Below are 24,193 nucleotides of genomic sequence, written 5' to 3' on the forward strand. Positions count from 1 at the left end.
GGGCGCCGGGCCCGGGCGCCGGTTAGACCCCGGCCGGCCGGGAAAGCCGTGGGGCTGCACCGGAGCACGGCAGGGCTCCGGCCGAGCATCTGGGGAGGTTGGTCCCATGCGGCGCTCGCGAACGTCCGTGTCACCAGCGCTCGAAGCATGGTCCACCCGGCGTACCGGCGCGGCCGAACAGTGGAGCGCCCGACAACTCGCCCACCTGAAGGCAGACCGGACGGTCAGCGTCGTGATTCCCGCCCGGGACGAGGAGGCGACGGTCGGGGCGATCGTCGCGGCGATCCGGGCGTGCCTGGTCGAGGAGGTGGCGCTGGTCGACGAACTGGTGGTGGTCGACTCGCGGTCCCGGGACGCGACCGCCGCCGTCGCGGCGGCGGCCGGCGCCCGGGTGATCAGCCAGGACGAGATGACCCGGGGCCTGCCCCGGCTCGACGGCAAGGGTGACGCGCTCTGGGCGGGCCTGGCCGGCTCCCACGGCGACGTGGTCGCCTTCGTCGACGCCGATCTGCGCGAGTTCCGTCCCCATTTCGTCACCGGGCTGCTCGGTCCGCTGCTCACCGACCCGTCCGTCGCGTTCGTGAAGGGCTTCTACCACCGGCCGCTGGTGGGCACCAGCGGCGTCGAGGCGGAGGGGGGCGGACGGGTCACCGAGCTGGTGGCCCGGCCGCTGTTCAACCTCTTCTGGCCGGAGCTGGCCGGTTTCGTGCAGCCGCTGGCCGGCGAGTACGCCGGGCGGCGGGACGTCCTGGAACGGGTTCCCTTCGTCTCCGGCTACGGTGTCGAGACCGCGATGCTGATCGACCTGCTCGAGATGTGCGGCCTGGACGCGCTCGCCCAGGTCGACCTCGGCGAGCGGCTACACCGGCACCAGGACACCGAGGCGCTGGGGCGGATGGCCGGCCAGATCATGCACACGGTCTGGCAGCGGCTCCAGCGACGCGGCTGGGTGAACGGCACCGAGCCGCCGGGGAACCTGCTGGTGCAGTTCCGCCGGGACGGCAGCACCGCCCTGCCCAACCTCGACCGGGAGATCGTGGTCAGCGACATCTCCGTTCGCGAACGCCCGCCCCTGGTCGAGCTGCGCGACGTGCTGCGGGGAGCCCCGGTATGACCGGCGGGCCGACGCCGGGTGCGGCGCCGGCGCGGGTCGACCGGTCGGACGCCGGTGGCGACGGGCACGGCACGACCGGCCGCGGGCCGCGCGTCGCCGGCGGTGGACCGGCCGGAGCCGGCCGGACCCGGAAGGCGGGCTCGTCGTGGCCCTGACCGTACTGATGAACGCCGGCCCGTGGCTGCCGGTGCCGCCGCCCGGCTACGGCGGTATCGAGAACGTGGTCGCCACGCTCGTGCCCGAGCTACGCCGGCTCGGTGTCCGGGTGGTCCTCGCCTCGGTCGCCGACAGCACCCTGCCGGTCGACGAGCTGCTGTCGGTCTTCCCCCAGGGGCAGTTCGCCGCGCTGCAGAAGCCGTACAACCAGGTGATGGGGATCGCGCACGCGCACCTGAACGCGGTGGTGCGGGCGCTGCGGGAGCGGGACGACATCGACCTGGTACACGATCACGTGGAGGCGGTCGGACTGGCCGTGCTCAGCGCGATGGGTCCCGGGGCCCGGCCGGCCCTGCACACCCTCCACTGGGACCTGGGCAAACACCCCGACCTCTACGGGTACGTCGACGGCGGCGACCGGGTACGGGTCAACGGGGTCTCCGCCGCCCAGCTGGCGCGGGCGCCCCGGGCACTGCGCGACCACGCCGTCGGGCACGTCCATCTCGCCACCCCGCTGGCCGTCGGCGCGGACCGGCGCCCAACCGGGGAGAAGGCCGACCACCTGGTGATCCTCGGCCGGATCACCCCGGGCAAGGGGCAGCACCTCGGGGCGCGGCTGGCCCACGAGGCCGGGTTCGACCTGGTCCTTGCCGGGCCGGTCGGGCCGTACCGGCGGCCGGAGGAGCTGGCCACGGCCGGGCCGGAGGCGGACCAGAACCCCGACGTGCGGTACTGGCGGGAACAGGTCGCGCCGCTGGTCGACGGCGTACGGGTGCGCTGGATCGGAACGGTGGCCGGCGCCGACCGGGACGAGCTGGTGGGGCGGGCCCGAGCCAGCCTCTTCCCGCTCTGCTGGGAGGAGCCGGGCGGTACCGCGGTGATCGAGTCGCTGGCCCTCGGCACCCCGGTGCTGGCCGTCGGTCGCGGCTGCCTGCCCGAACTGGTCGAGCACGGCCGGACCGGGCTGCTCGCCGAGGACGGGGACGCCCTGGCTGACCTGGTGCCCGCCGTGGCCCGGCTCGACGCCCGGGAGTGCCGGCGCGAGGCGAGTCGGCGGTTCACCCCGGCGACGATGGCCGAACGTTACGTGGAACTGTACGAGCGGGTACGCCGGCTGCCGGCGACGGCAGCGGCGGACGGAGACCGAACCGACGGCGGAGGCCGCCGGTAAGCAGGTCGGGTGCGCGGTGATCCCGGACCCCCCGCTGACTCACTTCGACCGCCCCGGGGTCCGGTTTCCGCTCTCCGGGGCGGAAATCCCGAAATTTTCCGAGCTGCCGGGTTTCGCCGGCGAAATACCGGGTAGCCACCCGCCCGTCCTGGCCGAAGGCGATGCACGGGGTGAGTCGGATGCCGAAACGGGTGGTTACCGAACCGGGACAGGATCGGGGACCGCTGATCCTGGCGCCCGCGCGCTCGGGCAGCTATCCGGGGCCGGTGCGAAAGGCGATCCGGGGCAGCGCGCTGACCCGGCTGCTCGGGACCACCGACGCGAAGCAGATCGGCCTGCTCTACATGACCACCGGCTTCGTCTTCTTCGTGATCGCCGGGATCATGGCGCTGCTGATGCGCGCCGAACTGGGCCGGCCGGGCCTGCAGTTCCTCTCCCCGGAGCAGTACAACCAGCTCTTCACCGCGCACGGCACGGTCATGCTGCTGCTCTTCGCCACCCCGCTGGCCTTCGCGTTCGCCAACTACATCGTGCCGTTGCAGATCGGCGCTCCGGACGTGGCCTTCCCCCGGCTGAACGCGCTGGCGTACTGGCTCTACCTGCTGGGCGGCGCGATCGTGGTCGCCGGCTTCCTCAGCCCCGGCGGCTCGGCGGACTTCGGCTGGACCGCGTACACCCCGCTGAGCCGCTACCAGCACTCCCCCGGGGTCGGTGCGGACATGTGGGTGATCGGGCTGGTGATCTCGGGGCTCGGCACCATCCTCGGCGCGGTCAACATGATCACCACCATCCTCACCCTGCGGGCGCCGGGAATGACCATGTTCCGGATGCCGATCTTCACCTGGAACATGCTCTTCACCTCGCTGCTGGTGATCTTCGTCTTTCCGCTGCTGGCCGCCGCCCTGCTGGCGCTCTACGCCGACCGAAGGCTCGACGCGCACGTCTACGATCCGGCCACCTCCGGGCCACTGCTCTGGCAGCACCTGTTCTGGTTCTTCGGCCATCCCGAGGTCTACATCATCGCGCTGCCGTTCTTCGGCATCATCACCGAGATCATCCCGGTCTTCGCCCGGAAGCCGATCTTCGGCTACAAGGGTCTGGTCCTCGCGACCGTGGCGATCACGATCCTCTCGATGGCCGTCTGGGCGCACCACATGTTCGGCACCGGCCAGGTGCTGCTGCCGTTCTTCAGCATCCTGAGTTACCTGATCGCGGTGCCCACCGGGGTGAAGTTCTTCAACTGGATCGGCACCATGTGGAAGGGCCAGCTCACCTTCGAGACCCCGATGCTGTTCGCGGTCGGGTTCCTGGTGACGTTCCTGCTCGGGGGCCTCACGGGTGTCCTCCTGGCCAGCCCGCCGGTGGACTTCCACACCACCGACACGTACTTCGTCGTCGCCCACTTCCACTACGTCATGTTCGGCACGATCGTCTTCGCGGCCTTCGGCGGCGTGTACTTCTGGTTCCCGAAGATGACCGGGCGCCTGCTGGACGAGCGGCTCGGCCGCGTCCACTTCTGGACGATGTTCGTCGGCTTCCACGTCACGTTCCTCGTCCAGCACTGGCTCGGCACCGAGGGGATGCCACGGCGGTACGCCGACTATCTGCCGACCGACGGGTTCACCACCCTGCACACGATCTCCACCATCGGATCGTTCGTCCTCGGCGCCTCCACGCTGTTCTTCATCTACAACGTCTGGAAGTCCTGGCGGTTCGGGCGCATGGTGGACGTCGACGACCCGTGGGGCTACGGCAACTCCCTGGAGTGGTCGACGAGTTGTCCGCCGCCGCTGCGCAACTTCGACCGGATGCCGCGGATCCGTTCCGAACGCCCCGCCTTCGACGACAAGTACGGCCCGCTCGTCGCCGACCTCGGCCGGGACCTGCCGCAGCGCTCCACCCGGCCGCCGCAGATCCTCCGCGAGGAGTTGCACCCCGCGCACCCGCGCCCCGAGGCGGAGATGCCCGCGCCCGAGGGTGCGCACGGTGCCGACGAGGCGGTCGCCCACCACCCGCCGGCCCGGTCCGGCGCCCGGCCCATCGTCGTCCCGGATCCGGGCGAGGTGCGTCGGCCGGCATTCGAACCGGCCGAGCCGGACGAGACCATCGACGCCGACCGGGGCGGCACCACCCAGAGCCACCAGTGGCGGACCGGCCGCACCCAGGAAGAGGAGGAGACGGAGCGCCGTGCGGAGGAGGAGCGGCGAGAGGAAGGAGACGAGTGACCGGGCCGGCCCGCTCAGTCGGCCGGGAGGGCGACCAGGCCGGCGGAGGTGAGCGCGGGCTGAATCGCCGGCTGCGCCCGGGCCAGCCGCCACCGCACCCCGGCGCGGTGCGCGGCGTCCCGGCCCGCCACCAGGGCGTCCAGTGCCGGGCCGTCGAGCCGGGTGATGTCGGTCAGGTCGATCGCCACCTCGGCCGGATGCCCCGCGCCGACGGCCTCGACCACCGCCTGCCGCAACTGCTCGGCCAGGTTCCGGTCGAGTTCCCCGGTCGCCTCGACGACCACCCGGTTGCCGGTGCGACGCACCGAGACCCGGGCCGGCGGGTTCGCCGCGTCCGCCGTACCGGACTGCCAGGGCGCGGGGGTGTCGGCGAGCATCGCCTGGCGCAGCCAGGTGAGGGCCCGGGAGAGGAGCCGCGAGACGTGCATCTGCGAGATCCCGAACCGGGCGGCGATCTCGGCCTGCGTCTGGTTTCCGTAGAACCGCATGGCGAGGATCCGGCGTTCCCGCCACGGCAGCCGGCCGAGCAGCCCGCTGACCGTGACCCGGTCGTCCACCGACTCCAGGTCGGAGTCGGACTCGCCGACCAGGTCGCCGAACTCGGCCGAGCTCTCCCCGCCCACCGGGGCGTTGAGCGAGGCCGGGCTGTACCCGGCGGCGGACTCCAGCGCCGCGAGGATCTCCTCCTCCGGGGTCTCCAGCCGCGCCGCGAGTTCCGCGACGCTCGGCGCCCGGGACAGCTCGCTGGTGAGTGCCGCCGTCGCCTGCCCGACCTCGAGAATCAGGTCGCGCAGCCGGCGAGGCACGTGCACCCCCCAGGTCCGGTCCCGGAAATGCCGCTTGATCTCGCCCACGATGGTGATCGCGGCGTACGCGGTGAAGGAACCCCGTTCCGGGTCGTACCGGTCAACGGCGTTCACCAGCCCCAACCGGGCGACCTGCTCGAGGTCCTCCAGCGGCTCCCCGCGTCCGCGGTAGCGCCGGGCCAGCCGGCCGGCGAACGGCAGCGCGAAGCGTACGAGATCGTCGCGGGCCTCCTGCCGACGTTCCGGCGGCAGTCCCGCGATCCGTGCGGCGTATGCCAGCGCGGCGGCGTCCAGGTCCTCCAGTCCGCGCTCTGCCGGGGGTGTGGTGGTGATCTGTCCGAACATCCGCGCCTCCCTCAGGAGTCCCCGCCCGGGATGCACAACCGGTCAACGGGTGCCGTCGACGGCAACCGGGCCGGAAGCGAACATGCAGCCAAACGTGCCGAGCGGGCGCCGCTGGCCCCAACAATGCGTGGTCGACCGGTCGCAGTCGGCGTCTTTCCCGCTCTGTAGGTACTCAATCACGAGACGTGACAACCGCGCGGAGTTTTGCTCGCGGCGGGATCCGCCCCGCGCGGTGGCGGGTAGGATCACGGATTCAGCACGAGCAGCCCCGGTGACGCGCCGCTGTTCCGGAGCCCGGCCAGCACCTCGGCCGCCCGCAGCGGGCTCGGGGCGGGCAGATCGTACGGCTGGTTCCGCAGCACCTCGGTGGCGTGCCGGGTGGCCACCGCACTCACCGGGTAGCCCCGCGCCGCCACCCGGTCCAGGGCGCGGCGGCGCCGACCGAACGACGCGACCGCGAGCCACTGCGGCAACCCGGCGAACGCGGGCGACCGCAGGCCGGGAGGCTCGGGCAGCACGTCGAGCGAGCTGAACGGCAGGCTCCCGGCGAGCCACCACTCGGCCCCGGTGACGCTGCGCCGCGTCGCGTTCTCGCACCAGTACGGGACCAGGCCGGCCCGGACGACCTGCCACGGGTCGATCAGCCGGCCGCACTCCACCACGCAGCGGTCCCCGCTCTTTCCGGCGCCGCGCAGCCAGTCGCGGTAGATGTCCGCGGCGGCCGCGCTCAACGCCTCCGGCTCGGGAAACAGCACCCGGTGCACCGGGTTGCCCGCCACCCGCGCCCAGGCCAGCAGGTCGCGCTCGAAGCCCGGCTCGACCCCGTGCTCCGCCTGTCCCGGCCGTCCCGAGTCCGGGGGATCCCCGGTCGCCCCGTCGCCGCCGACGCCGGGCAGCACCTGCCGGAGCAGGGCGCTGTCCGGCCGGAAGTCGCCCGGTTCCAGGCCGCTGGTGGGGGTGCCGAGCTGGAAGCTGTGCCCGCCGCCGGCGTCCAGGACCGGCCAGGACCGGACGTCACGCAGCAGCAGCACCGGCGCACCCGACGCCAGCCGGCTGTCGAGGAACTCCCGGTACGCCCGGGGTAGACGGTGCCACCGCACCACCAGGGAGAGCGTGGAGCCGGCGAGGACGCCCCGCCCCGCCGGGTCGTACACCTGTCGGACCCGGACCCCCGGGTTGGCCCGCAGCAGGGCGGCCGCCATCCGGGCCCCGTAGCCGAGCGCCCCTGCCGGGTCGTCGACCGCGCCGCCCGGCCAGTGCACCGAGACGTCGAAGGCGGCGGGAAGCCACGGTACCCCCATCGCGACGGCCAGGTGGACCGCGCCGCCGTGCGGCGACCCGAGCACCGCCCCCGGATACCAGCGGGGCGGGTAGTGGTCCACCACCCACCGGGCCACCTGCTCGGCGTCGAGTGCCGCCGCCTGCGCGGCGCTGACCGCCGCCCGGGCCGCGGCCCGGGCCAGCGCGGAGCGGCGTACGGTCTCCGGCGCGCCCCGGAACCGCGACAACAGCGGCTGGTAGCCGAGGTCGGCGCAGTCGCGGCCCCGGGTGGCCCGGGAGGCCACGCCCAACAGCACCCGGCCGGGGCTCTCCGGCGAGACGATCCGCTCCGGCTCCGGCGACAGAACGCCGTCGTCGGCCCGAAACTCCTGAATCTCCCGCACGGGGCTCACCTTCCCTCGGTCGCTGACCGAGCCTTCCCGACCGGATCGGGTCTAAACGGGCGATCAGCAGCCGTGCGAGGGATATCCAGGGGGAGCAGCCGTTATGTCCGGCTCCCCGGCCCGAGCGTCGCCGCCTGGCCGGTCAGGTGAGATCGGCGCCGTGCGCGGCCCGCTCGCGCAGCGTCTGGGCGCGGGCCCGGACCGCGGCGGTCTCCTCGTCGATCCCGTCGACGGTGGGTCCACGCAGGTCGGCGAAGGGCCGGTCCGGCGGATCCAACGGGATCGCCGCGTCGACCACGGCCTCGACCAGGGTGGGCCGATCCGCCGCGAACGCCTCCTCCCAGGCCGCCCCGACCAGCTCCGGCCGGTCGACCCGGATCCCGTGCAGACCGAGCAGCCGAGCCCAGCCGGCGTACGGGATACTGCCCGCCCGGACCTGGTCGGGCGTGGCGAGCCCCAGGCCGGCGGGGCGGTCGAGGTCCGCGGCGGGCGCCCGGACCGCCCCGGTGGACGGTTCCCGCCCCTCCGGCTCGGGGTCACCGGCCCGGCCCGTACGGTCCCCGTTGTTGAGCACGAGGACCACGAACCGGGGATCCGGCCACTCCGGCCAGTGCCGGGCCACGGTGATCAGCTCCGCCAGCCCGCTGGACTGCATGGCACCGTCCCCGAGCAGCGCGACAACGGGCCGGTCCGGGGCGGCGAGCTTCGCCGCGACCGCGTACGGGAGGGCGGTACCCACCGAGGCGAGGGTGCCGCAGAGGTGGGCCTGGGCCCCGGGCGGCAGCTGCAGGTGTCGGGCGTACCAGTAGGTGACCGACCCGACGTCCACCGCCACCGATGCGTCGAGAGGCAGCCGGGGCGAGAGTTCGTGCAGGACCAGCCGGGGGTTCACCTGCCGGGCCGGCGACTCGGCGCGGGCGCTGGTCTCGCTCCGGGCCCGGTCGACGGCGGCCTCGACCAGGTCGCGCCAGTCGCGGTTGTCCCGGGCGGGCACCAGGGGCAGCAACGCGCGCAGCGTCTCCCGCGCGTCGCCGATCAGCGGGACGTCGACCGGGTAGCGGCTCGCCAACCGGCTGCCGTCGATGTCGATCTGCACCGTGGTGGCCTGGCCCGGCACCGGGTAGTAGCCGGTCCACGGATCGTTGGTGCCGATCATCAGCAGGGTGTCGCAGGCGGCCATCAACTGGGCACTGGCCTCGGTGCCGACCTGCCCCAGCACCCCGGTGTGGTACGGCAGCCGCTCGTCCAGGACCGGCTTGCCGAGCAGCGACGTCGCCACCCCGGCGTCGAGCCGGTCGGCCAACGCCATGATCTCCTCGGCCGCGCCGTACCCGCCCTGTCCGACGAGGATGGCGACCCGCTGGCCGGAGCTGAGCAGCTGGGCGGCGGCGTTGAGGTCCTTCTCGTGCGGCACCACCCGGGCCGGTGGCAGCCCGGGTGACGCGGCGATCACCCCGCCGCCGTCCGGGTGCGGCATCCCGTCCGGCACCGGCTGCTGGAGCAGGTCGTGCGGAACCACCAGGCAGGTCGGGCTCCGGGTGGAGACCGCGGTCCGGACGGCCTGGTCGATCAGGTACGGCACCTGCTCGGCGACCGCCGCGATCCGCAGGAACGGGGCGCAGACGTCGCTGAAGAGCCGGGGCAGCTCGATCTCCTGGTACGCGCTGCCGAGGGCGCTGTACGTCTGCTGGCCGACGATCGCCACCACCGGCTTGCTGTCGAGCTTGGCGTCGTAGAGGCCGCCCAGCAGGTGCAGCGCGCCGGGGCCCTGGGTGGCCAGACAGACCCCGACCCCGCCGGTGTACTTGGCGTGCCCCACGGCCATGAAGCCGGCCGCCTCCTCGTGCCGGGAGGGGACGAAGGCCGGGTCACCCCCGGCCCGGCGCAGCGCCTCGACGATCAGGGCGACCCCCTCGCCGGGATGGCCGAAGACCCGGGGCACCCGCCAGGCCCGTAGCCGCTCCACCACCAGGTCGGCGATGGTCCGGGACGGGCCGGCGACCACGGCCCGTCCCGCCGTCCCCGGTGCCGACCTCCCCCGTTCAGCCACGGCTGCCCACCGGGGTGCTGGCGTCGACGTACCGGAGCACGGCGCCGACCCCGTCGGTCAGCTCCGGCGCCTGGTCGCGGTCGAGCACGGTCACGCCGGCGTCGGTGCCGACCAGGGCCCGCACCAGCGCGGCGTCGGCCCGGACCTGCCGGGGATCCGCCACCGACAGCTCCCGGAGTTCCTCGGCCGAGGTGGCGATGTCGGTCGGCTCGGGGCCGATCCAGAGCTGCGCGGTCGAGGACGGGTCGTCGACGATGAGCATGGTGTCCACCTGGCCACGCTGCAGCGCGGCCACCACCGCGTTCAGTCCCTTGCCGACGTGCTGCTGCATGCCGAACCTGTCGAGCGCGACGTCGGTGTGCGCGGCGGCGACCTCGGCGATGGCCTGGACCGTGACGTCGTCCAACGCCCCCTGGTCGGCCCCGGCCGCCGGGAAGCCGGCATCGGTCTGCACCACCCGGTCCCGCCAGAACTCCGGAAGCTGGTCCGCGAGCAGCTGCCGGGCCCGGGTCTCGCCGGCGACCACGATCACCTCGGCGCCGACCCGCTCGGCGAGCTGGGCGGTGGCGGACGCGGCGTCCCCGGCGTTGCGTTGCCAGGTCAGCTGCGCCCCCTGCTGGAAGTGCCGTTGCGACCAGCCTCCCGGGTCGACCTTCCGGATCGGCCACTGGTTGCCGCCCCGGACCCGTGCGTGCCGCGGCACGCCACCGGCGCTCACCGCGGTCAGCTCGGCGCCGGTGCGGCTGGCCAGTACCCGGACCCACGGGATCTGCTCACCCCGCTGGGCCACCAGCGGCATGGTGTGCGCGATCGGCCCGAACGCGGCGATGTCCTTCAGCGGTGGCGCGGAGAGGTACTCGGTCAGCATCACCCGGCCGCCGGCAGCGAACACGGCGAGTCCGTAGTCGCCGGGCATCGGGTCGTGGCCGCGGACCACCTCGTCGAGCGCGCCGACGGTCCGCGCGTCGGTCCCCTGCTCCCGAAGCCGTTCCTGGAGGTTCCGCCAGCGGACGTCCAGGGCGGGGTGCGCGTCGTGGGTGTCCCGGGAGGCGTCCAGGTAGACCGACGCCCACGGGCCGGGATGGGCACAGATCGGGCGCAGGAAGGACAGCTGCATGGGTCGTCCCCTCTCCAAGGTCGTTCCGGGGGATACCCGTCCCGCTCGGCTTGTCACCTCGGCTCCCACCCGGCCCGGGGTGGTCGGTGGACGACCGTGCCGGGCCGGCGACGGTCGCGGCGGGCACCGGGGTCGACGGTGTCCCGGCGACGACGTGAGTCCATTCACTCATTCCGATTCACCCCCATGATCAATACAATTTGTTACGGAAAGCGAACTCTCGGTGGTGAGAACATGGATCATGACCTGTTTCCCGAGCGGGTAGCGTGGCGCAGCGGACCGGTCATCACCGGACACGTCGTCCGGCTCCTCGAGGGATATTCCCGGGAGATCCGGGTCCGGCAGCCGATCCTCATCGCCGTACTCGTCACCGCCGGACTGTTCCGCCTGGTGCTCCGGCCGGTCGCCGCGGCGCTGCGCCCGGGCGACCGACCGCGCTGGAAGGACCTCCGCAAGGGCCCCGAGTTCCTGGTCACCCCACTGCGGCTCCGCGACGACACCGGCGTGCTCTGCGAGGTGGAGATCCACGGCCACCTCCCGCAGAGCGCGCTGGAGCCCCGCGACCACATCCAGGTCACCGTCCGGTCCCAGAAGGACGCCGGGCTCGCCCCCCGGGTGGAGCGGATCGTCAACCTCACCACCGGACAACTGCTCACCCCACGGACCCCGACCGTCTGGTCGCACCTGGGGCCGGCCCTGCTGCTTCAGGCGATGATCGGGCTGCTGCTCCTCGGTGGGCTCACCGCCTGGATCGTCCTCGCGACCTGAGGCCGCCGTACCCCGGTCCGGGGATCGACACGGTCGCGGCCGCACCTGACCGCCGGCACCGGCCCGCCCGCCGCCCGCGGCCCCACCGGACCGCCGGGCGGCCGCGTGGACCGACCGTGGGGTGGTGCCGCCCCCGCCGCGGGGCGGAGTCACCCGGGCCCGGGATACTCCTGAGGGCGGATCCCAAGATGCCGACCACGGGATGACGCCAGGGCGCCACCGTCGGTGGATCATGTCTGCATGATGCGCAGTCATCCCTGGTGCCGGCGGTGACCGGATTGGCGCTGTCGGTCGCCCTCTCCGTCGCCTCGGCGGCGGCGTACGCGGCCGCGGCGGTCCTGCAGGAGCGGCTCGCGGCCCGGGCCGCCCCGGCGGTGGTGACCGGACGTGGCTACCTCGCCAGCGTCCTCGGCCGGGTCGGCTGGTGGGGCTCCGTGGCGCTGAACGGCACCGGCGCCGCCCTGCACGTGGCGGCGCTGGCCTACGGCCCGCTCTCCGTCGTACAGCCCCTGGGGGTGTTGACCCTGGTCCTCGCCCTGCCGATCGGCGCGGCGGCGATCGGCCGACGCCCCTCCGCCCGGCAGTGGCTCGGCGCGGCCGCGACCGTGGTGGGGCTGGTCCTGTTCCTCACGGTGACCGTGCCCGGGGCCGGCGTACACGACCTGGAGACCGACCAGGGCTGGCTGCTGGCCGCGGTCGCCACGGCGTCGGTGGCCGGGCTGGTGTTGACCGGCCGGGCCTGCCGCACGGCGGTGCCCCGCAGCCTGCTCACCGCTACCGCCGCCGGGATCGCCTTCGCGGTCGCCTCGGCCCTCACCCAGCTGGTGTCCGGGCTCGTCGGCCAGCGGGGGCCGGTCGTACCGACCGTGGGGTTGCTGCTGGTGCTGGCCGGGATGGCCACGGCCGGGCTGCTCCTGTCCCAGGTCGCCTACCAGGGCGGCCTGGGCGCCCCACTCGCCACCGCCACCCTCGCCAATCCGGTCGCCTCGGCCGGGATCGCCATCCTGCTGCTCGGCGAGCGGACCTCGGGCGGGGTCTGGGGCGGCCTGGCCGCCCTCGTCGGGGCCGGTCTCGCCGCCTGGGGCGTACTGCTGCTCGCCGAGGCGGAGCGCCCGGGACCGCCACGGTCCGGCCCCGCCCCCGGCGGCGCCGCGGTGTCCGGACTCCGGGCCGGCTCACCGCCGCGGTACGCCTGCCGTGGACCCGGTCGGCACCCGCCATCCGTGCGACGGTCGCCCCCACCCGCGGCGGCCGGACCGCCACAGCACCAGCAGCCAGACGACCCCGAGCACGGCGACGGCCGCCAGCCCCAGCCCTTCCAGTACCGGCATCAGCACCGCCTGTCCCGGGGTCGGCCGTTCCAGGGAACCGGTGCCGCTGACCGGCGCGCCGAGATCCCCGGTCAGCAGCAGGGTCAGGTACAGCGCGATCACGTGCATCGCGTCCCAGAGCGCGTGCAGCACCGCGACCCCGAGATAGGCGAGCAGGAGCCGGGACCCGACCACGACGTGGTCCCGGGTGCTCGTGGCGAAGAGCACCCCGCCGAGGATGGCGGTCCAGAGCCCGTGCCCGACCGGCGCCACCAGGCCCCGGAGGATCTCGGTCAGCACCACCTGCACCACCGAGAGACCCTGCACGGTGAAGAGGGCGATGAAGGCGTACCCGGCCGACTCCAGTGCCGAGAAGCCGAAGCCGACGGCGGCGCCGAGGATCATCCCGTCCCGCAGCGTCTTCACCGCCAGGCGCCGGGTCAGCAGGGCCAACGCGGCCAGTTTCGCGGCCTCCTCGATCAGGCCGACGCTGAGGAAGAGCACCACGGACGGTCGCAGCAGGTACGACTCCAGCACCGCCGAACCGAGCACACCGAGAACCCCGCCGGCGAGGAAGGTCGCGAAGACCAGCGTCACCGTTACCTCACCGGTGTCCCGGCGCTCGAAGGCCCAGGTCACGAACGTCACCGGGACCAGGAAACTGCCGAGCAGCACCAGGGTCGGCAGCAGGGTGGGGTTCCGGGTCAGGAAGATGACCACGACCGTGGCAAGCCAGAGCGCCAGCCCGACCAGGAAGACCCGCAGCCAGAAGCGCCGGGGCGGGACGGGAACCGCCGCCGTCCACCGCCTGCCGGCGTCGTCCATCGACTCCTCCACCGGGATACCGGGTCCGGTTTCCCGGCGTACCCGCCGGTGGTGCGGCCGAACGTGCCGGACACCGGCGGACGATCGCCCGGCGGCCCGGGCGGACGCCCGGGTCAGGGCTTCAGCACCACCTTGGTGCAGTCGTCCTGCTTCTGCCGGAACATCTCGAAGCCGACCGGCGCGTCCTCGAGGCGCAGCCGGTGCGAGATGACGAAGCTCGGGTCGATCTCGCCCCGGCGGATCCGGTCCAGCAGCAGCCGGGTGTAGCGCTGGACGTGGCACTGGCCGGTGCGCAACGTGATCGAGCGGTTCATCAGCGACCCGATCGGAAACTTGTCCATGAATCCGCCGTACGCCCCGATCACCGAGACCGTCCCCCCGTTGCGGCAACTCATGATCGCCTCACGCAGGGCGTGCGGCCGCTCGGTCTCCAGCCGGACCGACTGCTTCGTCCGGTCGTACGCGTCGAGCAGCGCGGACGAGTGGTGCCCCTCCATACCGACCGCGTCGATGCACGCGTCCGGTCCCCGGCCGCCGGTCATGTCCCGCAGCGCCTCGACGACGTCGGTCTCCTCGTAGTTCAGGGGCTCCGCACCGACCCGCTCCCGGGCCAGCCGCAGTCGGTACGGGAACCGGTCGATCGCGATCACCCGCTCGGCACCGAGCAGGTACGCGCTGCGCATCGCGAGCAGCCCGACCGCTCCGGCGCCCCAGACCGCGATGACCTCGCCGCCGGTGATGCCACACAGTTCCGCCCCCATGTAACCGGTGGGAAAGACGTCGGAGAGGAGCAGCACCTTCTCGTCCGGAAGGTCGTCGGGGACCGTGATCGGTCCGACGTCGGCGAAGGGCACCCGGGCGTACTCGGCCTGGCCGCCGGCGTACCCGCCGAGCATGTGCGAGTAGCCGAAGATGCCGCCCGGCGAATGCCCCAGCAGCTTCTCCGCGATTCCCGCGTTGGGGTTGGAGTTCTCGCAGAGCGAGTAGAGCCCGGACTGGCATGCGGCGCAGCTGCCACAGGCGATCGGGAACGGCACCACCACCCGGTCGCCGACCCGCAGGTTGTGCACCTCGGGCCCCACCTCGACGACCTCGCCCATGAACTCGTGGCCGAGAATGTCACCCTTCTTCACGGTCGGGATGTAGCCGTGGAAGAGGTGCAGGTCCGAGCCGCAGATGGCGGTGCTGGTGATCCGGACGATCGCGTCCCGGGCGTTCATGATCCGCGGCTCGGGCACCTCCTCGATCGCGACGGAGTCGCGGCCCTGCCAGCAGTTCGCCTTCATCTGTCCCTCCGGAGGGTGCCGTCAGCGGGGCGCCCGGTCGGCCGCGGGTCGCGCCGGCCGCTGCCGGAGCTGCTGCCGGGTGGCGAGCCCCTCCGGGCTGCCGTCGGAGCGGACGACCTCACCCGTCTCGATCACCTGCTTGAACCGACGCAGGTCGTCCCTGACCTGCTGTCCGGGCTCCTCCCCGAAGAGCTTCGCGACGGCCCGTCCGAGGGCGCCGGCCGGCGGGGCGTAGACGAGGTCGACCCGCACCTCGGTCCCCCGGCCACCGGCGGCCCGGGCGAACCGGACCCGTCCCGCGTTGGGTACCCGGGCGCCCTTGACCGACCGCCAGGAGATCAGCTCGCTGAGGTTGTCGTCCACGATCTCGGCGTCCCACTCGACCCGGCGGCCACCCGGGGCGCGCACCGTCCAGTGCGACCGGCCGTCGCCGTCGGCGCGCACCGACTCCAGGTGGTACATGAACCGGGGCAGGTTCTCGAGGTCGCGCCAGAACCGGTACACCTCGTCGGCGGGACGGTTGACCGTCACGGTCGCGCTCGCCCGAAACGCCCGCCGCCGGCTCGTGGCGGCCCGGCTGGCCAGCACGGCCGCCAGCAGGTCGAGCGCGGTGATGCCGGCGACCGCGGCCAGGGCGTTGCCAACCCGCCGACGCCGCTCGCCCCGCCGGTCGCGCCACGCCACGGCAAGCGCGACCAGGTCCATGGTGTCACCGGCGACCCGGCCCCAGACCCAGCCGGCCGGTGTCCCGCTGGCCAGCAGCCCGGCCACCGGGACGAGCTCGCGAACGCCGACCGCGCGCAGCAGGACCGTCCGGGCGAGCGCCGAGTCGTCGACCCCGATCACCCGGCTGACCAGACCCGGCGTGCCGAGCGCCGCGGCGCCGAGGCCGAGGCTCAGCACGCCGAGCGCGCGCGGCAGGAACCGTCCCCGGGGCTCCCCGGCCGGGCTGTCCAGTGGTGCACCACCCATCGCCGTCACGTCCGCTCCCACCTGGCCGTCTCTCCCTGGCCGGCGGTGTCGTGGAGACGGGCCGACCGAACCGGGCATACCAACCCTATCGGGCTAGTACCCACAGCATCCGTGAAGCAGCGAGAAATGCCGCGGTCGGTGCCTGGGGAATCCGCCGGTCGGCACCTCCGCCCGACCGGCGGACCGACGGGTCACTGGCCGACCTTGACGCCCGGCTCCCCGGCCAGGAACTGGATGACCTGCCGTGGCTCCCGACCCGGAAGGTTCGGGCCGCGCATCTTGCCGATCGGCAGGATGACCCGCCGGAACGTCCCCTCGAGCATCATGGCGGTGGCGGTGTACCAGGCGATCACCGCGGAGGCGAGGAAGAAGTAGGCGCCGACGGTCCGCCAGGCCGAGATGTCGGCGAGCTGGCCGACGGCCTGGCAGGTCGAGCCCGCGGCGAGCGTCGCCAGGACGCCCGCCACCCCGAGGTTGTCGGCCAGCGCGGCGAAGGCGCCCGACCAGGTGATCGCCGCGAGCGCGATGAACCAGTAGCCCAGCGCGACGAACGGGGTGGGCTGGACCAGCACCCCGGTCGCGAAGAGCAGGAAGAGGATGCCGTAGGAGAGCCAGAAGGCGCCCCAGACGCCGTGCATCGCGGTGGCCAACCCGTCCCGGGCCCGGTACGCCCACATCCCGGCCAGGAACTGGGCGAGCCCGCCCGTCAGCGCGGCGAAGGGGAACAGGAAGTGCGGGGTCGTGACGGTGTCGCCGTACCAGCCGGCGAGGTTGGTGGCGACGACGAAGGTAGCCGCCGCGAAACCGAAGAGCCCCAGGATCGACGGGGCCGCCACCGGCTGCAACGAGATGTGGGCGTGGTTGCGCCAGAACTCGAACTCGCCGTCGTGGCTCGGTTGTGCCGACGCCGGTCGTGACATATGGCTCATCACAGGCTCCTTCTTCGCGGGCGGTGCGCAACCGCCGAGACGCGGTCGGCCACAGGGCCACCGGGGTCTACCCGGGAGCGGAGCCGTTACACGGAACGACGGGATCCGGGGGCGTACGTCGGACGCCGGCGGCACCCACGACGCGTCCGACGCGGCGGGACGGTCCACGCCCGTACCGGAAGGTCGGCATGCGCCCAGAGGCTGAGGGAGGCGGGCGGCGCGCCCACCGGGGCCAAGGTCCGACGGCGGCCGCCACCCGGGCGGAAAGCGAAACCGGCCGCCGACGCGGTGCGTCGGCGGCCGGTGGGACGACCGGGTGGAAGCGGGACGGTCAGCGCTTCTCGATCGGTACGTACTCCCGCTCGCCGTAACCCGTGTAGATCTGCCGCGGGCGACCGATCTTGGTCGCCGGGTCCGCGATCATCTCCCGCCACTGCGCGATCCAGCCCGGCAGCCGGCCCAGCGCGAACAGGACGGTGAACATCTTGGTCGGGAAGCCCATGGCCTTGTAGATCAGGCCGGTGTAGAAGTCGACGTTGGGGTACAGCTTGCGCGAGATGAAGTAGTCGTCCGCGAGGGCGATCTCCTCCAGCTGCATCGCCAGGTCCAGCAGCGGGTCCGGCTTGTTCATCCGGGCGAGGACGTCCTGGGCGGCCTTCTTGACGATCGCCGCCCGCGGGTCGTAGTTCTTGTAGACCCGGTGCCCGAAGCCCATCAGCTTGACGCCGGGCTCCTTGTTCTTCACCCGCCGGACAAAGGCCGGCACGTCGCCGCCCTCGGCCTGGATCCGCTCCAGCATCTCCAGCACCGCCTGGTTCGCGCCGCCGTGCAGCGGCCCGAACAGCGCGTTCACCCCGGCCGAGACCGAGGCGAAGAGGTTGGCGTTGCTGGAGCCGACCAACCGGACGGTAGAGGTGGAGCAGTTCTGCTCGTGGTCGGCGTGCAGCACGAAGAGCATGTCCAGCACCCGGGCCACCACCGGGTCGACCTCGTACGGCTCGGCCGGCACCCCGAAGGTCAGCCGGAGGAAGTTCTCCACGTACCCGAGCGAGTTGTCCGGGTACAGCATCGCCTGCCCGATGGACTTCTTGTAGGCATACGAGGCGATGGTGGGGACCTTGGCCATCAGCCGGTACGTGGAAATCTCCACGTGCTCCGGGTCGAACGGGTCCAGACTGTCCTGGTAGAACGTCGAGATGGCGCTCACCGCGGAGGAGAGCACCGCCATCGGATGGGCGTCGCGGGGGAAGCCGTCGAAGAACCGGCGCATCTCCTCGTGCAGCAGCGAGTGCCGCCGGATCCGGCCATCGAACTCGGCGAGCTGCTGCGCGGTCGGCAACTCACCGTAGATCAGCAGGTAGGAGACCTCGAGGAACGACGAGTTCTCGGCCAGCTGTTCGATGGGGTAGCCACGGTAACGCAGGATCCCCGCGTCACCATCGATGTAGGTGATCTGAGAGGAGCAGGCGGCGGTGTTGACGAAGCCGGGGTCGTAGGTGACGTACCCCGTCTCCTTCAACAGATTGCTGACCGCTACCCCGGACGGGCCGTCGACGGCGTGCTTGACCGGTATCGACAGCTGTCCGCCGGGGTGGTCGAGTTTGACATCCGTCATGCGTTCCTCGCTTCGCCGGCAGAATCTACGTTGAATTGCCTTCACTTTTACGGTAGTCGTGAAGGCTAGCGAAGCCCCTGGCGTGGTCGGCGGGTGAGTGATGCATCACGCCGGCAACAGGTTTGCCACGACGCGGTAAAGCTGCTAGGCCCGGCCGAGCCGGCGCGGTCCGGTCCCTGGCGAGCTTGGTGGGCGAGGCCGCGGGTCAGCAGGGTTCCGGGTCAGCCCTGCAGGGGGCGCAGCACCGGCCCGTCGGCGACCTGGAAGATCTCCAACCGGTTGCGGCCCGGGACGAACAGCGAATCGTCCGGCAGCAGGGCGGCGAAGCGGCGCCCCCGCGGATCCGGGCGGAGCACCGGGGTCACCGCGCCGATCCGCCCGTTCACCGCCACCGCGAGCAGCGTCCCGTCCGGTACGCTCGCCGGCACGTTGCCGTACACCAACGCCGGCAGCCGCCCGCCGTCCTGGTCGAGCTGCGCGAAGTCGGCCCGGTTGCCCACCGTCACCGGCCCGGCGGGCGGCCCCACGGGCAGGTCGGCGACCGGCCGGCCGACCAGGTCCGCCCCCGGCGGTTCCGGCAGGGCCGGGCGGGCCCGGCCGCTGACAACGTCGGCGAAGGTGGCGCCGGAGATCCGGAGCGGCTCCCCCGGCCGCTCGTGGAACTGCCGGTCCCCGTCCGGCCGGCGGGTCCGCACCGCGGAGACGCCGTCGACGGACCACGGCAGCTCGATCCCGGCCAGGTCGGCGACGGTGGGCAGCAGGTCGACGTGTTCCCAGGCGCGATCGTCGACGACACCGCTCCGCTGCCCCGGGCGCTTGATGAACAGCGGCACCCAGAGCATCTCGCCCGGGGCCCGCCGGATCGCGTCGATGCCGCGCCCCTGCACCCCCGGGGTGAAGCTCACCCCGTGGTCGGCGGTGAGCACGACCAGGGCCCGGTCGTACAGGCCGGTCGCCTCCAGCCGCCGCAGCGTCTCGCCGAGCAGCCGGTCGGTGTACTCCACCTGGAGCAGGTGGCGCTGGTAGGCCAGCTCCACCCAGCCCGCGCCGTCGTTCGGCATGCCGGGCGGCGCCTCGTAGCGGACGCCGGACGGTAGGTAGTTCCAGGGCGAGTGCGGCAGAAGCAGGTGCAGGAAGTGCAGGGTCGGCCGGGCGGTCGGGCGGAGCGTGGCGAGGAAGTCGGCGAACCGGGCCGGCTGGTTGGCGTCCAGGGCGCCCCAGCGAAACCGGGGATTCGTCGGCGCCGCCGGCGCCGCCGCTTCGCCGGCCTCCCGGCGGGTGGGTTCCCGGTACGACTCCTCCGGGTCGCGCCGCCCGGACTCGCGGGGAGAGACGAGCTGCCCGAGCAGCGCGGCGCTCTCCCGCAGCAGGGCCGGCAGCCCGCCCCGGCCCGGCTGCTTCCGCTCGGGACACCGACTCGGCGGGCAGAGCTGGCTGATGCTCTCCTCCGCCTCGATCCGGTACACCCCGCCGAACGCGGTGAAGAGGTTGTCGGGGTACCGGGTGTAGTGGGGCGCGTCCGGCCGGGCCGGATACCGCCCGGTCACCATCGCGGGCAGCGCGTACGGGGTGAAGCCGCTGACCGCGGTCGCGTTCCGGTACCAGGTCGACTCCCCGGCGAGGCGGGCGAAGTGGGGAAACCGGCGGGCGTCGATGGCGCCGCGCGCGTCGAGCAGGGAGACCAGCGGAAACTCGTCGAGGACCAGCATCACCACGGGTGGATGTGCCGCACCGGCGGAGCGGCCCACGCCGCCCGCCCGGTCGGCGGGCAGGACGACGGCGGAGGCGGGTGACGCGAAGACGAAGAGCAGCACGAAGACCAGCGGCCCGGCCGCGGCGACCCGGAGCAGCTGGCCGGCGACCCGCCAGCGGTGGTACGCGTACGCCCCGCCGGCGCCCGCCACCGCCGCCAGGGCCAGTAACGGCCAGCCCCGCACCCCGGACAGGTACTTGCCCGCCTGCACCGCGAGGAGCGCCAGCAGCAGACCCACGGTGGCGGTCTGCGCCGCCGGGCGGGCGCCCCGGCCCCGCCCGGTGCCGGCGAACCGGCCGATCAGCGCGCCGACCAGCGCGCCAACCAACGCTCCGGCGCCCCAGAGCAGCACCGGCGGACCGAGCGCGACGATCGCGACCAGCAGCAGGATGTCCGCGGTGTCGGCGTCGTGAAAGAGGAAGAAGTCGGGGCTCCGGCCGGTGATGTCGAGCAGCGGTTGGGTGATGACGAGCCCGCAGAGCGCCAGGATCTCCGCCAGCGCCCACAGCTCCGCCCGGCCACGCCCGCCCGTCCGTTCCGCCGCGCCGGGCCTCGGCACACCCCGATCCGCCGCGCCGGGCTCCCCCGGGTCGTCCGGCTCCCCCGCCGAGGCCGGCCCGACGCGCTCTCCCGCCGACAGCGGCCCGAGTGGCTCGCCCGGGCCGGATCTGCGGCCGGCCGGGTCGGCCGGACGGTCCCGGTCAGCCACGCGGCACCCCGAGATAGAGGGTCCGGGTCCCCGACGGCAACGGGAGCCGCCGGAGGATCCGGCACCGCTCGCCGAGCAGCCGCTCGAACTCGTCCCGCCGGTAGTCGGGGAAGAGCCCCGCCGGCTTGTTGGCGAGCAGCCGGACCGTCATCGGGTCGTCGGGGTGGACGAACTCGACCACGAGCCGCCCGACCGGTCCGGCCGCGCCGAGAAACCCCAGCAGCCAGTCGAGGACCTCGGGCAACGGCACGTTCCGGCCGATCGCGAGGTGGTGGAGCACCGCGAGGGCGAGCACCGCGTCGGCCTGCGCCCGGGCGGCGAAGGAGCCGCGCTCGACACCGCGCCACCCGCCCCCGGGCGAGGGGTCGGCGAGATCCATCACCAGGGGCAGGATCCGCCGCTCGCCCTCGGCACGCAGCCGGCGGTAGAGCTGGTCGGCGACCGCCGGGTCCCCCTCGACCGCCACGACGTACCCGGCGTGTCGGGCCGCGATCCGCGCGTACGTCCCGTCGTTCGCCCCGAGGTCCAGTACCAGGTTCGGCCGCCCCGCCTCGGCGAGCGCCGCGCCGACGAACCGCTCCTTGGCCGCCCGGTCGGCGGGGGTGTACCCGCACGTGTCCCGGTACTCGATCCAGTGGCTGGGCGGGGGCCGCCAGTCGAGCCGGCGGACCAGCCTGTCGAGGCCTCGGAGCATGGCCAGCACCAGGTCGCGGGAGAAGCCGGCGTCCCGTAACTGGGCACGGACCGCTCCGGTGCCGGCGTCGGCGTACCGGACCTGCAACGAGTCGTGCAGGTGGACGTGCGTGAGCACCCCGGTGCGGAACCGCCGGATGCCGCCGAAGAGCCGACGCATCTGTCCCGGCTCCAGCCCGTCGATCCGGGACCGCAGCCAGGGCTGGAAGTCCAGCCCGAGGTGAGCCTGCACCAGGAGCGGGTAAAGCAGGGTCTGGCAGAACTGCCGGTAGCCCGCCCACGGCTCGCCCTCGCGGGCCGGCTCGAACGAGCCGACGTCGATGAAGACCGGTTCGCTCCCCCGCCACTGCAGGTTGTACGCCGAGCCGTCCTTGGTGGTGAAGCCCGCCGGCACCGCCGCCTGGAGGAGCTCCAGGTGCAGCAGGGCCGCGTCGCGCAGCATGGCGAAGGACCACTCGTACGGGTACGACACGAAGGGAATGCGTTCGTGCCGGAGCAGGGCCGCCCACCGGCCGGCCGTACCCGCGGGCACCGATTCCGGGTCGACGATCTCGGTGCCGCAGACCTTGCCCTCGGCGAGCAGCCGGGAAAAGAACTCGGTCGCGGCGAGCGCCCGCCAGTCGGCGGCGGCCCGCGGGTCGAGTCCCCGCAGGACCTGCCCGTCCGCGTGGAAGACCCGGGTGGTGGGGTCGCGGAAGGAGCCGGGGTCGGCTGCCAGGCCGCGACCGGATACGGCGGTCGGGACGGAGGGTGGCATCAGCACGACAGACCGTCCTCAGTCCCGCTCGCCCGAGGGCCGCCTGCGGAATCGACCGGTCAACCGGCGCCAGTAGAGTCGGGCCGCAACCGCCACGCCGGCGGCCCCGCCGACCACGGCCTGCACGATGAGACTGCCGGAACCCGCGTCCAGGTAGGCCCGAACGTCCATCTCCGGCCACCTCCCTTCTCTCTGCCCCCGTGCCGGGAGGGTCCCCTCGACATCGCGTCCGGCGCCGGGACACCGTACACGCCCGGACCCGCGCGCCGCCCCCGACCGCCGGGAGGCCGACCGGTCCGGACCCGCGCGGCGCTCGGCCGACCGCCGGGAGCGGCACGCCCACCGGCTCGGTACCGGCCTGGACCGCCGCGGTCGCCCGGCTCACCGCACCGGCCGATCGGGACGTCCGATTCGTTCAAGACGACGGCCCGCCCCGCTTCCTACGCTGGGACGATGACACCGAGATTAGACCTGTTTGGCCTTGTTGTGGCTGACATGGCCCGTTCTCTGGCGTTCTACCGCCGTTTGGGCATCGACATCCCCGCCGGAGCCGAGACCGAACCGCACGTCGAGGTGACACTGCCGGGCAGGCTCCGGCTCGCCTGGGACACCGTCGAGGTGGTCCGGTCGTTCGATCCCGGCTGGACCGCACCGGCCGGCTCCCACCGAATCAGCCTCGCCTTCCGCTGCGCCGACCCGGCCGCGGTGGACGCCACCTACGCGGAGCTGACCGCCGCCGGCTATCCCGAACACCTGCCGCCGTGGGATGCGGCGTGGGGTCAGCGGTACGCGACCGTGCTGGACCCGGACGGCAATGCCGTGGACCTCTTCGCGCCGTTGCCAACGGCCCCGACCAGCTAGCCGCGGCACCCGCCGCCGGCCGGGCGGGCCGACCACCTGCCGGCCGGGTCGCTAACCCACCAGCCGGCGCAACGGCACACCGGCCAGGCTGCGCACCTCACGGGACAGGTGGGCCTGGTCGGCGTAGCCGGTCCGCGCGGCGACCTCGGCGGCGGGCGTACCGGCGCGGGCCAGGGCCAGGGCCCGACGCATCCGCAGGATCCGGGCCAGCGTCTTGGGTCCGTAACCGAAGAGCATCAGGCTGCGCCGGTGGAGTTGCCGGGTGCCGAGCCCGAGCGCCTCGGCGGTGGTGGCGACGTCCCGGCCGGCGGCGAGATCGGCGACCACCACCGCCGCGAGCGGGTCGGGGCCGCCCCGGGCCGCCAGCCGGGCCGCCGCCACCGCCTCCAGCACCCGGTCCGGCGCCGCCGCCCGGGCCACCCGCTCGGTCAGCTCGGTCACCAGGGGGGCGGGCCAGAGCCGGTCGAGGGGGACCCGCTGATCCCGCAGCTCGTACGCGGGCGGCCCGAAGACCGCCGGCCCGGTGCCGGGCGGCAGCCGCAACCCGACGTACCGCTCGGTGCCCGGCCCGCCCGCCAGGTGCGCCACCGTGTCCGGTCCGGCCGCCAGCAGCCCGTTTCGGCTCGACCAGATCAGGTCCATACAGCCGTCCGGAAGGACCCGGCTCGGAGCGGCGTCCGGGCCGCGGACGGCCGTCCAGACCGTGGCACCGGCCAGCCGGGACCTCCGCTCCTGATACATGGTTCCGAGCCTGCCACCCGAACCGGTACGCCTCGTGGGTCGGGGCCGGCGGTGTGTCCGAGCCGCCACGCGGGCCCGGTCGGTGGTACGCCGGCCGGACCGGTCCAGCTGCGGGCGGGGACATCAGGACATCTCTCCCGCCCCCGGACGCTTCGGTCCCGGCACGTACGTCCGCGTCGAGGTTCGCCAGGAGTTCCCGGGTCCCGTGCTCCCGCGGCCTGGGGTGGTCGCGACCGTCGAGGTGCTGGAGCACGGCGGAGAGCGACATCGGCATCGGGCGGGCGAGTCCGCTCACCGACGCCGGACCGCGGCTCAGACGCTCCAGC

Annotated in this window: 18 protein-coding genes and 1 pseudogene; 6 read left to right on the top strand and 13 right to left on the bottom strand. The window is 73.6% G+C overall.

What is annotated here, in order from left to right; genetic code table 11:
- Positions 1-106: 106 nt before the first annotated feature.
- From EF879_RS18910 to ctaD, 3 genes are all read left to right on the top strand, one after another.
- Positions 107-1,114: a glucosyl-3-phosphoglycerate synthase gene (locus EF879_RS18910; protein ID WP_123560432.1), complete on the top strand. Its 1,008-nt coding sequence runs from the start codon at positions 107-109 to the stop codon at positions 1,112-1,114.
- Positions 1,115-1,259: 145 nt separating this feature from the next.
- A complete protein-coding gene (locus EF879_RS18915) occupies positions 1,260-2,441 on the top strand; it encodes a glycosyltransferase (protein WP_123560434.1) in 1,182 nt (393 codons plus the stop codon).
- 179 nt (positions 2,442-2,620) lie between these two features.
- Entirely contained in the window at positions 2,621-4,666 is a 2,046-nt protein-coding gene (gene ctaD, locus EF879_RS18920) for a cytochrome c oxidase subunit I (RefSeq protein WP_123560436.1), read from the top strand.
- Positions 4,667-4,680: 14 nt separating this feature from the next.
- On the opposite strand, the gene EF879_RS18925 is transcribed toward ctaD, so the two are convergent.
- From EF879_RS18925 to EF879_RS18940, 4 genes are all read right to left on the bottom strand, one after another.
- Positions 4,681-5,817, bottom strand: coding sequence for a SigB/SigF/SigG family RNA polymerase sigma factor (locus EF879_RS18925; protein ID WP_123560438.1), 1,137 nt, complete (start codon positions 5,815-5,817; stop codon positions 4,681-4,683).
- Between the two features lie 245 nt (positions 5,818-6,062).
- A complete protein-coding gene (locus EF879_RS18930; protein ID WP_123560758.1) occupies positions 6,063-7,472 on the bottom strand; it encodes a hypothetical protein in 1,410 nt (469 codons plus the stop codon).
- 151 nt (positions 7,473-7,623) lie between these two features.
- The gene (locus EF879_RS18935; protein WP_233604570.1) at positions 7,624-9,531 is read right to left on the bottom strand and encodes a thiamine pyrophosphate-binding protein; all 1,908 of its coding nucleotides are present in this window, start codon (positions 9,529-9,531) and stop codon (positions 7,624-7,626) included.
- Complete coding sequence (locus EF879_RS18940) at positions 9,524-10,648, bottom strand: Vms1/Ankzf1 family peptidyl-tRNA hydrolase (RefSeq protein ID WP_123560442.1); 1,125 nt, start codon at positions 10,646-10,648, stop codon at positions 9,524-9,526. The genes EF879_RS18935 and EF879_RS18940 overlap by 8 nt, the downstream gene beginning before the upstream one ends.
- 234 nt (positions 10,649-10,882) lie before the next feature.
- Between EF879_RS18940 and EF879_RS18945 the strand changes: the two genes are divergently transcribed.
- Together EF879_RS18945 and EF879_RS28855 are read left to right on the top strand one after the other, a co-directional pair.
- Positions 10,883-11,416 (top strand): hypothetical protein, encoded by a 534-nt coding sequence (locus tag EF879_RS18945; RefSeq protein ID WP_123560444.1) that lies wholly within the window; start codon positions 10,883-10,885, stop codon positions 11,414-11,416.
- 269 nt (positions 11,417-11,685) lie between these two features.
- Positions 11,686-12,444 (top strand): annotated as a pseudogene (locus tag EF879_RS28855) (DMT family transporter); the annotation flags it as partial.
- A gap of 147 nt (positions 12,445-12,591) precedes the next feature.
- On the opposite strand, the gene EF879_RS18955 reads toward EF879_RS28855, so the two are convergent.
- The 8 genes from EF879_RS18955 to EF879_RS27725 all read right to left on the bottom strand — a co-directional run bounded on the left by EF879_RS18955 (position 12,592) and on the right by EF879_RS27725 (position 22,436).
- Positions 12,592-13,551 (bottom strand): PrsW family glutamic-type intramembrane protease, encoded by a 960-nt coding sequence (locus EF879_RS18955; RefSeq protein WP_123560760.1) that lies wholly within the window; start codon positions 13,549-13,551, stop codon positions 12,592-12,594.
- A 113-nt stretch (positions 13,552-13,664) separates the two neighbouring features.
- The gene (locus EF879_RS18960; protein WP_123560448.1) at positions 13,665-14,837 is read right to left on the bottom strand and encodes a zinc-dependent alcohol dehydrogenase; all 1,173 of its coding nucleotides are present in this window, start codon (positions 14,835-14,837) and stop codon (positions 13,665-13,667) included.
- 21 nt (positions 14,838-14,858) lie between these two features.
- Entirely contained in the window at positions 14,859-15,809 is a 951-nt protein-coding gene (locus EF879_RS18965) for an SRPBCC family protein (protein WP_123560762.1), read from the bottom strand.
- Between the two features lie 191 nt (positions 15,810-16,000).
- On the bottom strand, positions 16,001-16,738 hold the full coding sequence (locus tag EF879_RS18970) for an acetate uptake transporter family protein (protein ID WP_123560450.1): 738 nt from the start codon (positions 16,736-16,738) through the stop codon (positions 16,001-16,003).
- 331 nt (positions 16,739-17,069) lie between these two features.
- The gene (locus tag EF879_RS18975; RefSeq protein ID WP_123560452.1) at positions 17,070-18,353 is read right to left on the bottom strand and encodes a citrate synthase; all 1,284 of its coding nucleotides are present in this window, start codon (positions 18,351-18,353) and stop codon (positions 17,070-17,072) included.
- A gap of 221 nt (positions 18,354-18,574) precedes the next feature.
- Positions 18,575-20,665 carry a sulfatase-like hydrolase/transferase gene (locus tag EF879_RS18980; protein ID WP_123560764.1) on the bottom strand — a complete coding sequence of 697 codons (2,091 nt, stop codon included), beginning with the start codon at positions 20,663-20,665 and terminating at the stop codon, positions 18,575-18,577.
- Positions 20,666-20,807: 142 nt separating this feature from the next.
- On the bottom strand, positions 20,808-22,265 hold the full coding sequence (locus tag EF879_RS18985) for a class I SAM-dependent methyltransferase (RefSeq protein ID WP_123560766.1): 1,458 nt from the start codon (positions 22,263-22,265) through the stop codon (positions 20,808-20,810).
- An 18-nt stretch (positions 22,266-22,283) separates the two neighbouring features.
- The gene (locus tag EF879_RS27725) at positions 22,284-22,436 is read right to left on the bottom strand and encodes a hypothetical protein (RefSeq protein WP_199736501.1); all 153 of its coding nucleotides are present in this window, start codon (positions 22,434-22,436) and stop codon (positions 22,284-22,286) included.
- A 282-nt stretch (positions 22,437-22,718) separates the two neighbouring features.
- On the opposite strand from EF879_RS27725, the gene EF879_RS18990 reads away from it, so the two are divergent.
- Entirely contained in the window at positions 22,719-23,126 is a 408-nt protein-coding gene (locus tag EF879_RS18990; RefSeq protein ID WP_123560454.1) for a VOC family protein, read from the top strand.
- A 51-nt stretch (positions 23,127-23,177) separates the two neighbouring features.
- Here EF879_RS18990 and EF879_RS18995 read toward each other — a convergent pair whose 3' ends face one another.
- Positions 23,178-23,867: a helix-turn-helix domain-containing protein gene (locus EF879_RS18995; protein ID WP_123560456.1), complete on the bottom strand. Its 690-nt coding sequence runs from the start codon at positions 23,865-23,867 to the stop codon at positions 23,178-23,180.
- Positions 23,868-24,193: the final 326 nt, after the last annotated feature.

It is taken from the genome of Micromonospora sp. HM5-17 (assembly GCF_003762835.1).
In the GTDB taxonomy this organism is placed as follows: Bacteria; Actinomycetota; Actinomycetes; order Mycobacteriales; family Micromonosporaceae; genus Plantactinospora.

Excerpts from the sequence above, each read along its gene's own strand:
- EF879_RS18925 (WP_123560438.1), bottom strand. The coding sequence starts at position 5,817 with ATGTTCGGACAGATCACCACCACACCCCCGGCAGAGCGCGGACTGGAG.
- EF879_RS18965 (WP_123560762.1), bottom strand. The coding sequence starts at position 15,809 with ATGGGTGGTGCACCACTGGACAGCCCGGCCGGGGAGCCCCGGGGACGG.
- EF879_RS18990 (WP_123560454.1), top strand. The coding sequence starts at position 22,719 with ATGACACCGAGATTAGACCTGTTTGGCCTTGTTGTGGCTGACATGGCC.
- EF879_RS18960 (WP_123560448.1), bottom strand. The coding sequence starts at position 14,837 with ATGAAGGCGAACTGCTGGCAGGGCCGCGACTCCGTCGCGATCGAGGAG.
- EF879_RS18945 (WP_123560444.1), top strand. The coding sequence starts at position 10,883 with ATGGATCATGACCTGTTTCCCGAGCGGGTAGCGTGGCGCAGCGGACCG.
- ctaD (WP_123560436.1), top strand. The coding sequence starts at position 2,621 with ATGCCGAAACGGGTGGTTACCGAACCGGGACAGGATCGGGGACCGCTG.
- EF879_RS18955 (WP_123560760.1), bottom strand. The coding sequence starts at position 13,551 with ATGGACGACGCCGGCAGGCGGTGGACGGCGGCGGTTCCCGTCCCGCCC.
- EF879_RS18910 (WP_123560432.1), top strand. The coding sequence starts at position 107 with ATGCGGCGCTCGCGAACGTCCGTGTCACCAGCGCTCGAAGCATGGTCC.
- EF879_RS27725 (WP_199736501.1), bottom strand. The coding sequence starts at position 22,436 with ATGGACGTTCGGGCCTACCTGGACGCGGGTTCCGGCAGTCTCATCGTG.
- EF879_RS18995 (WP_123560456.1), bottom strand. The coding sequence starts at position 23,867 with ATGTATCAGGAGCGGAGGTCCCGGCTGGCCGGTGCCACGGTCTGGACG.
- EF879_RS18975 (WP_123560452.1), bottom strand. The coding sequence starts at position 18,353 with ATGACGGATGTCAAACTCGACCACCCCGGCGGACAGCTGTCGATACCG.
- EF879_RS18970 (WP_123560450.1), bottom strand. The coding sequence starts at position 16,738 with ATGAGCCATATGTCACGACCGGCGTCGGCACAACCGAGCCACGACGGC.
- EF879_RS18940 (WP_123560442.1), bottom strand. The coding sequence starts at position 10,648 with ATGCAGCTGTCCTTCCTGCGCCCGATCTGTGCCCATCCCGGCCCGTGG.
- EF879_RS18985 (WP_123560766.1), bottom strand. The coding sequence starts at position 22,265 with ATGCCACCCTCCGTCCCGACCGCCGTATCCGGTCGCGGCCTGGCAGCC.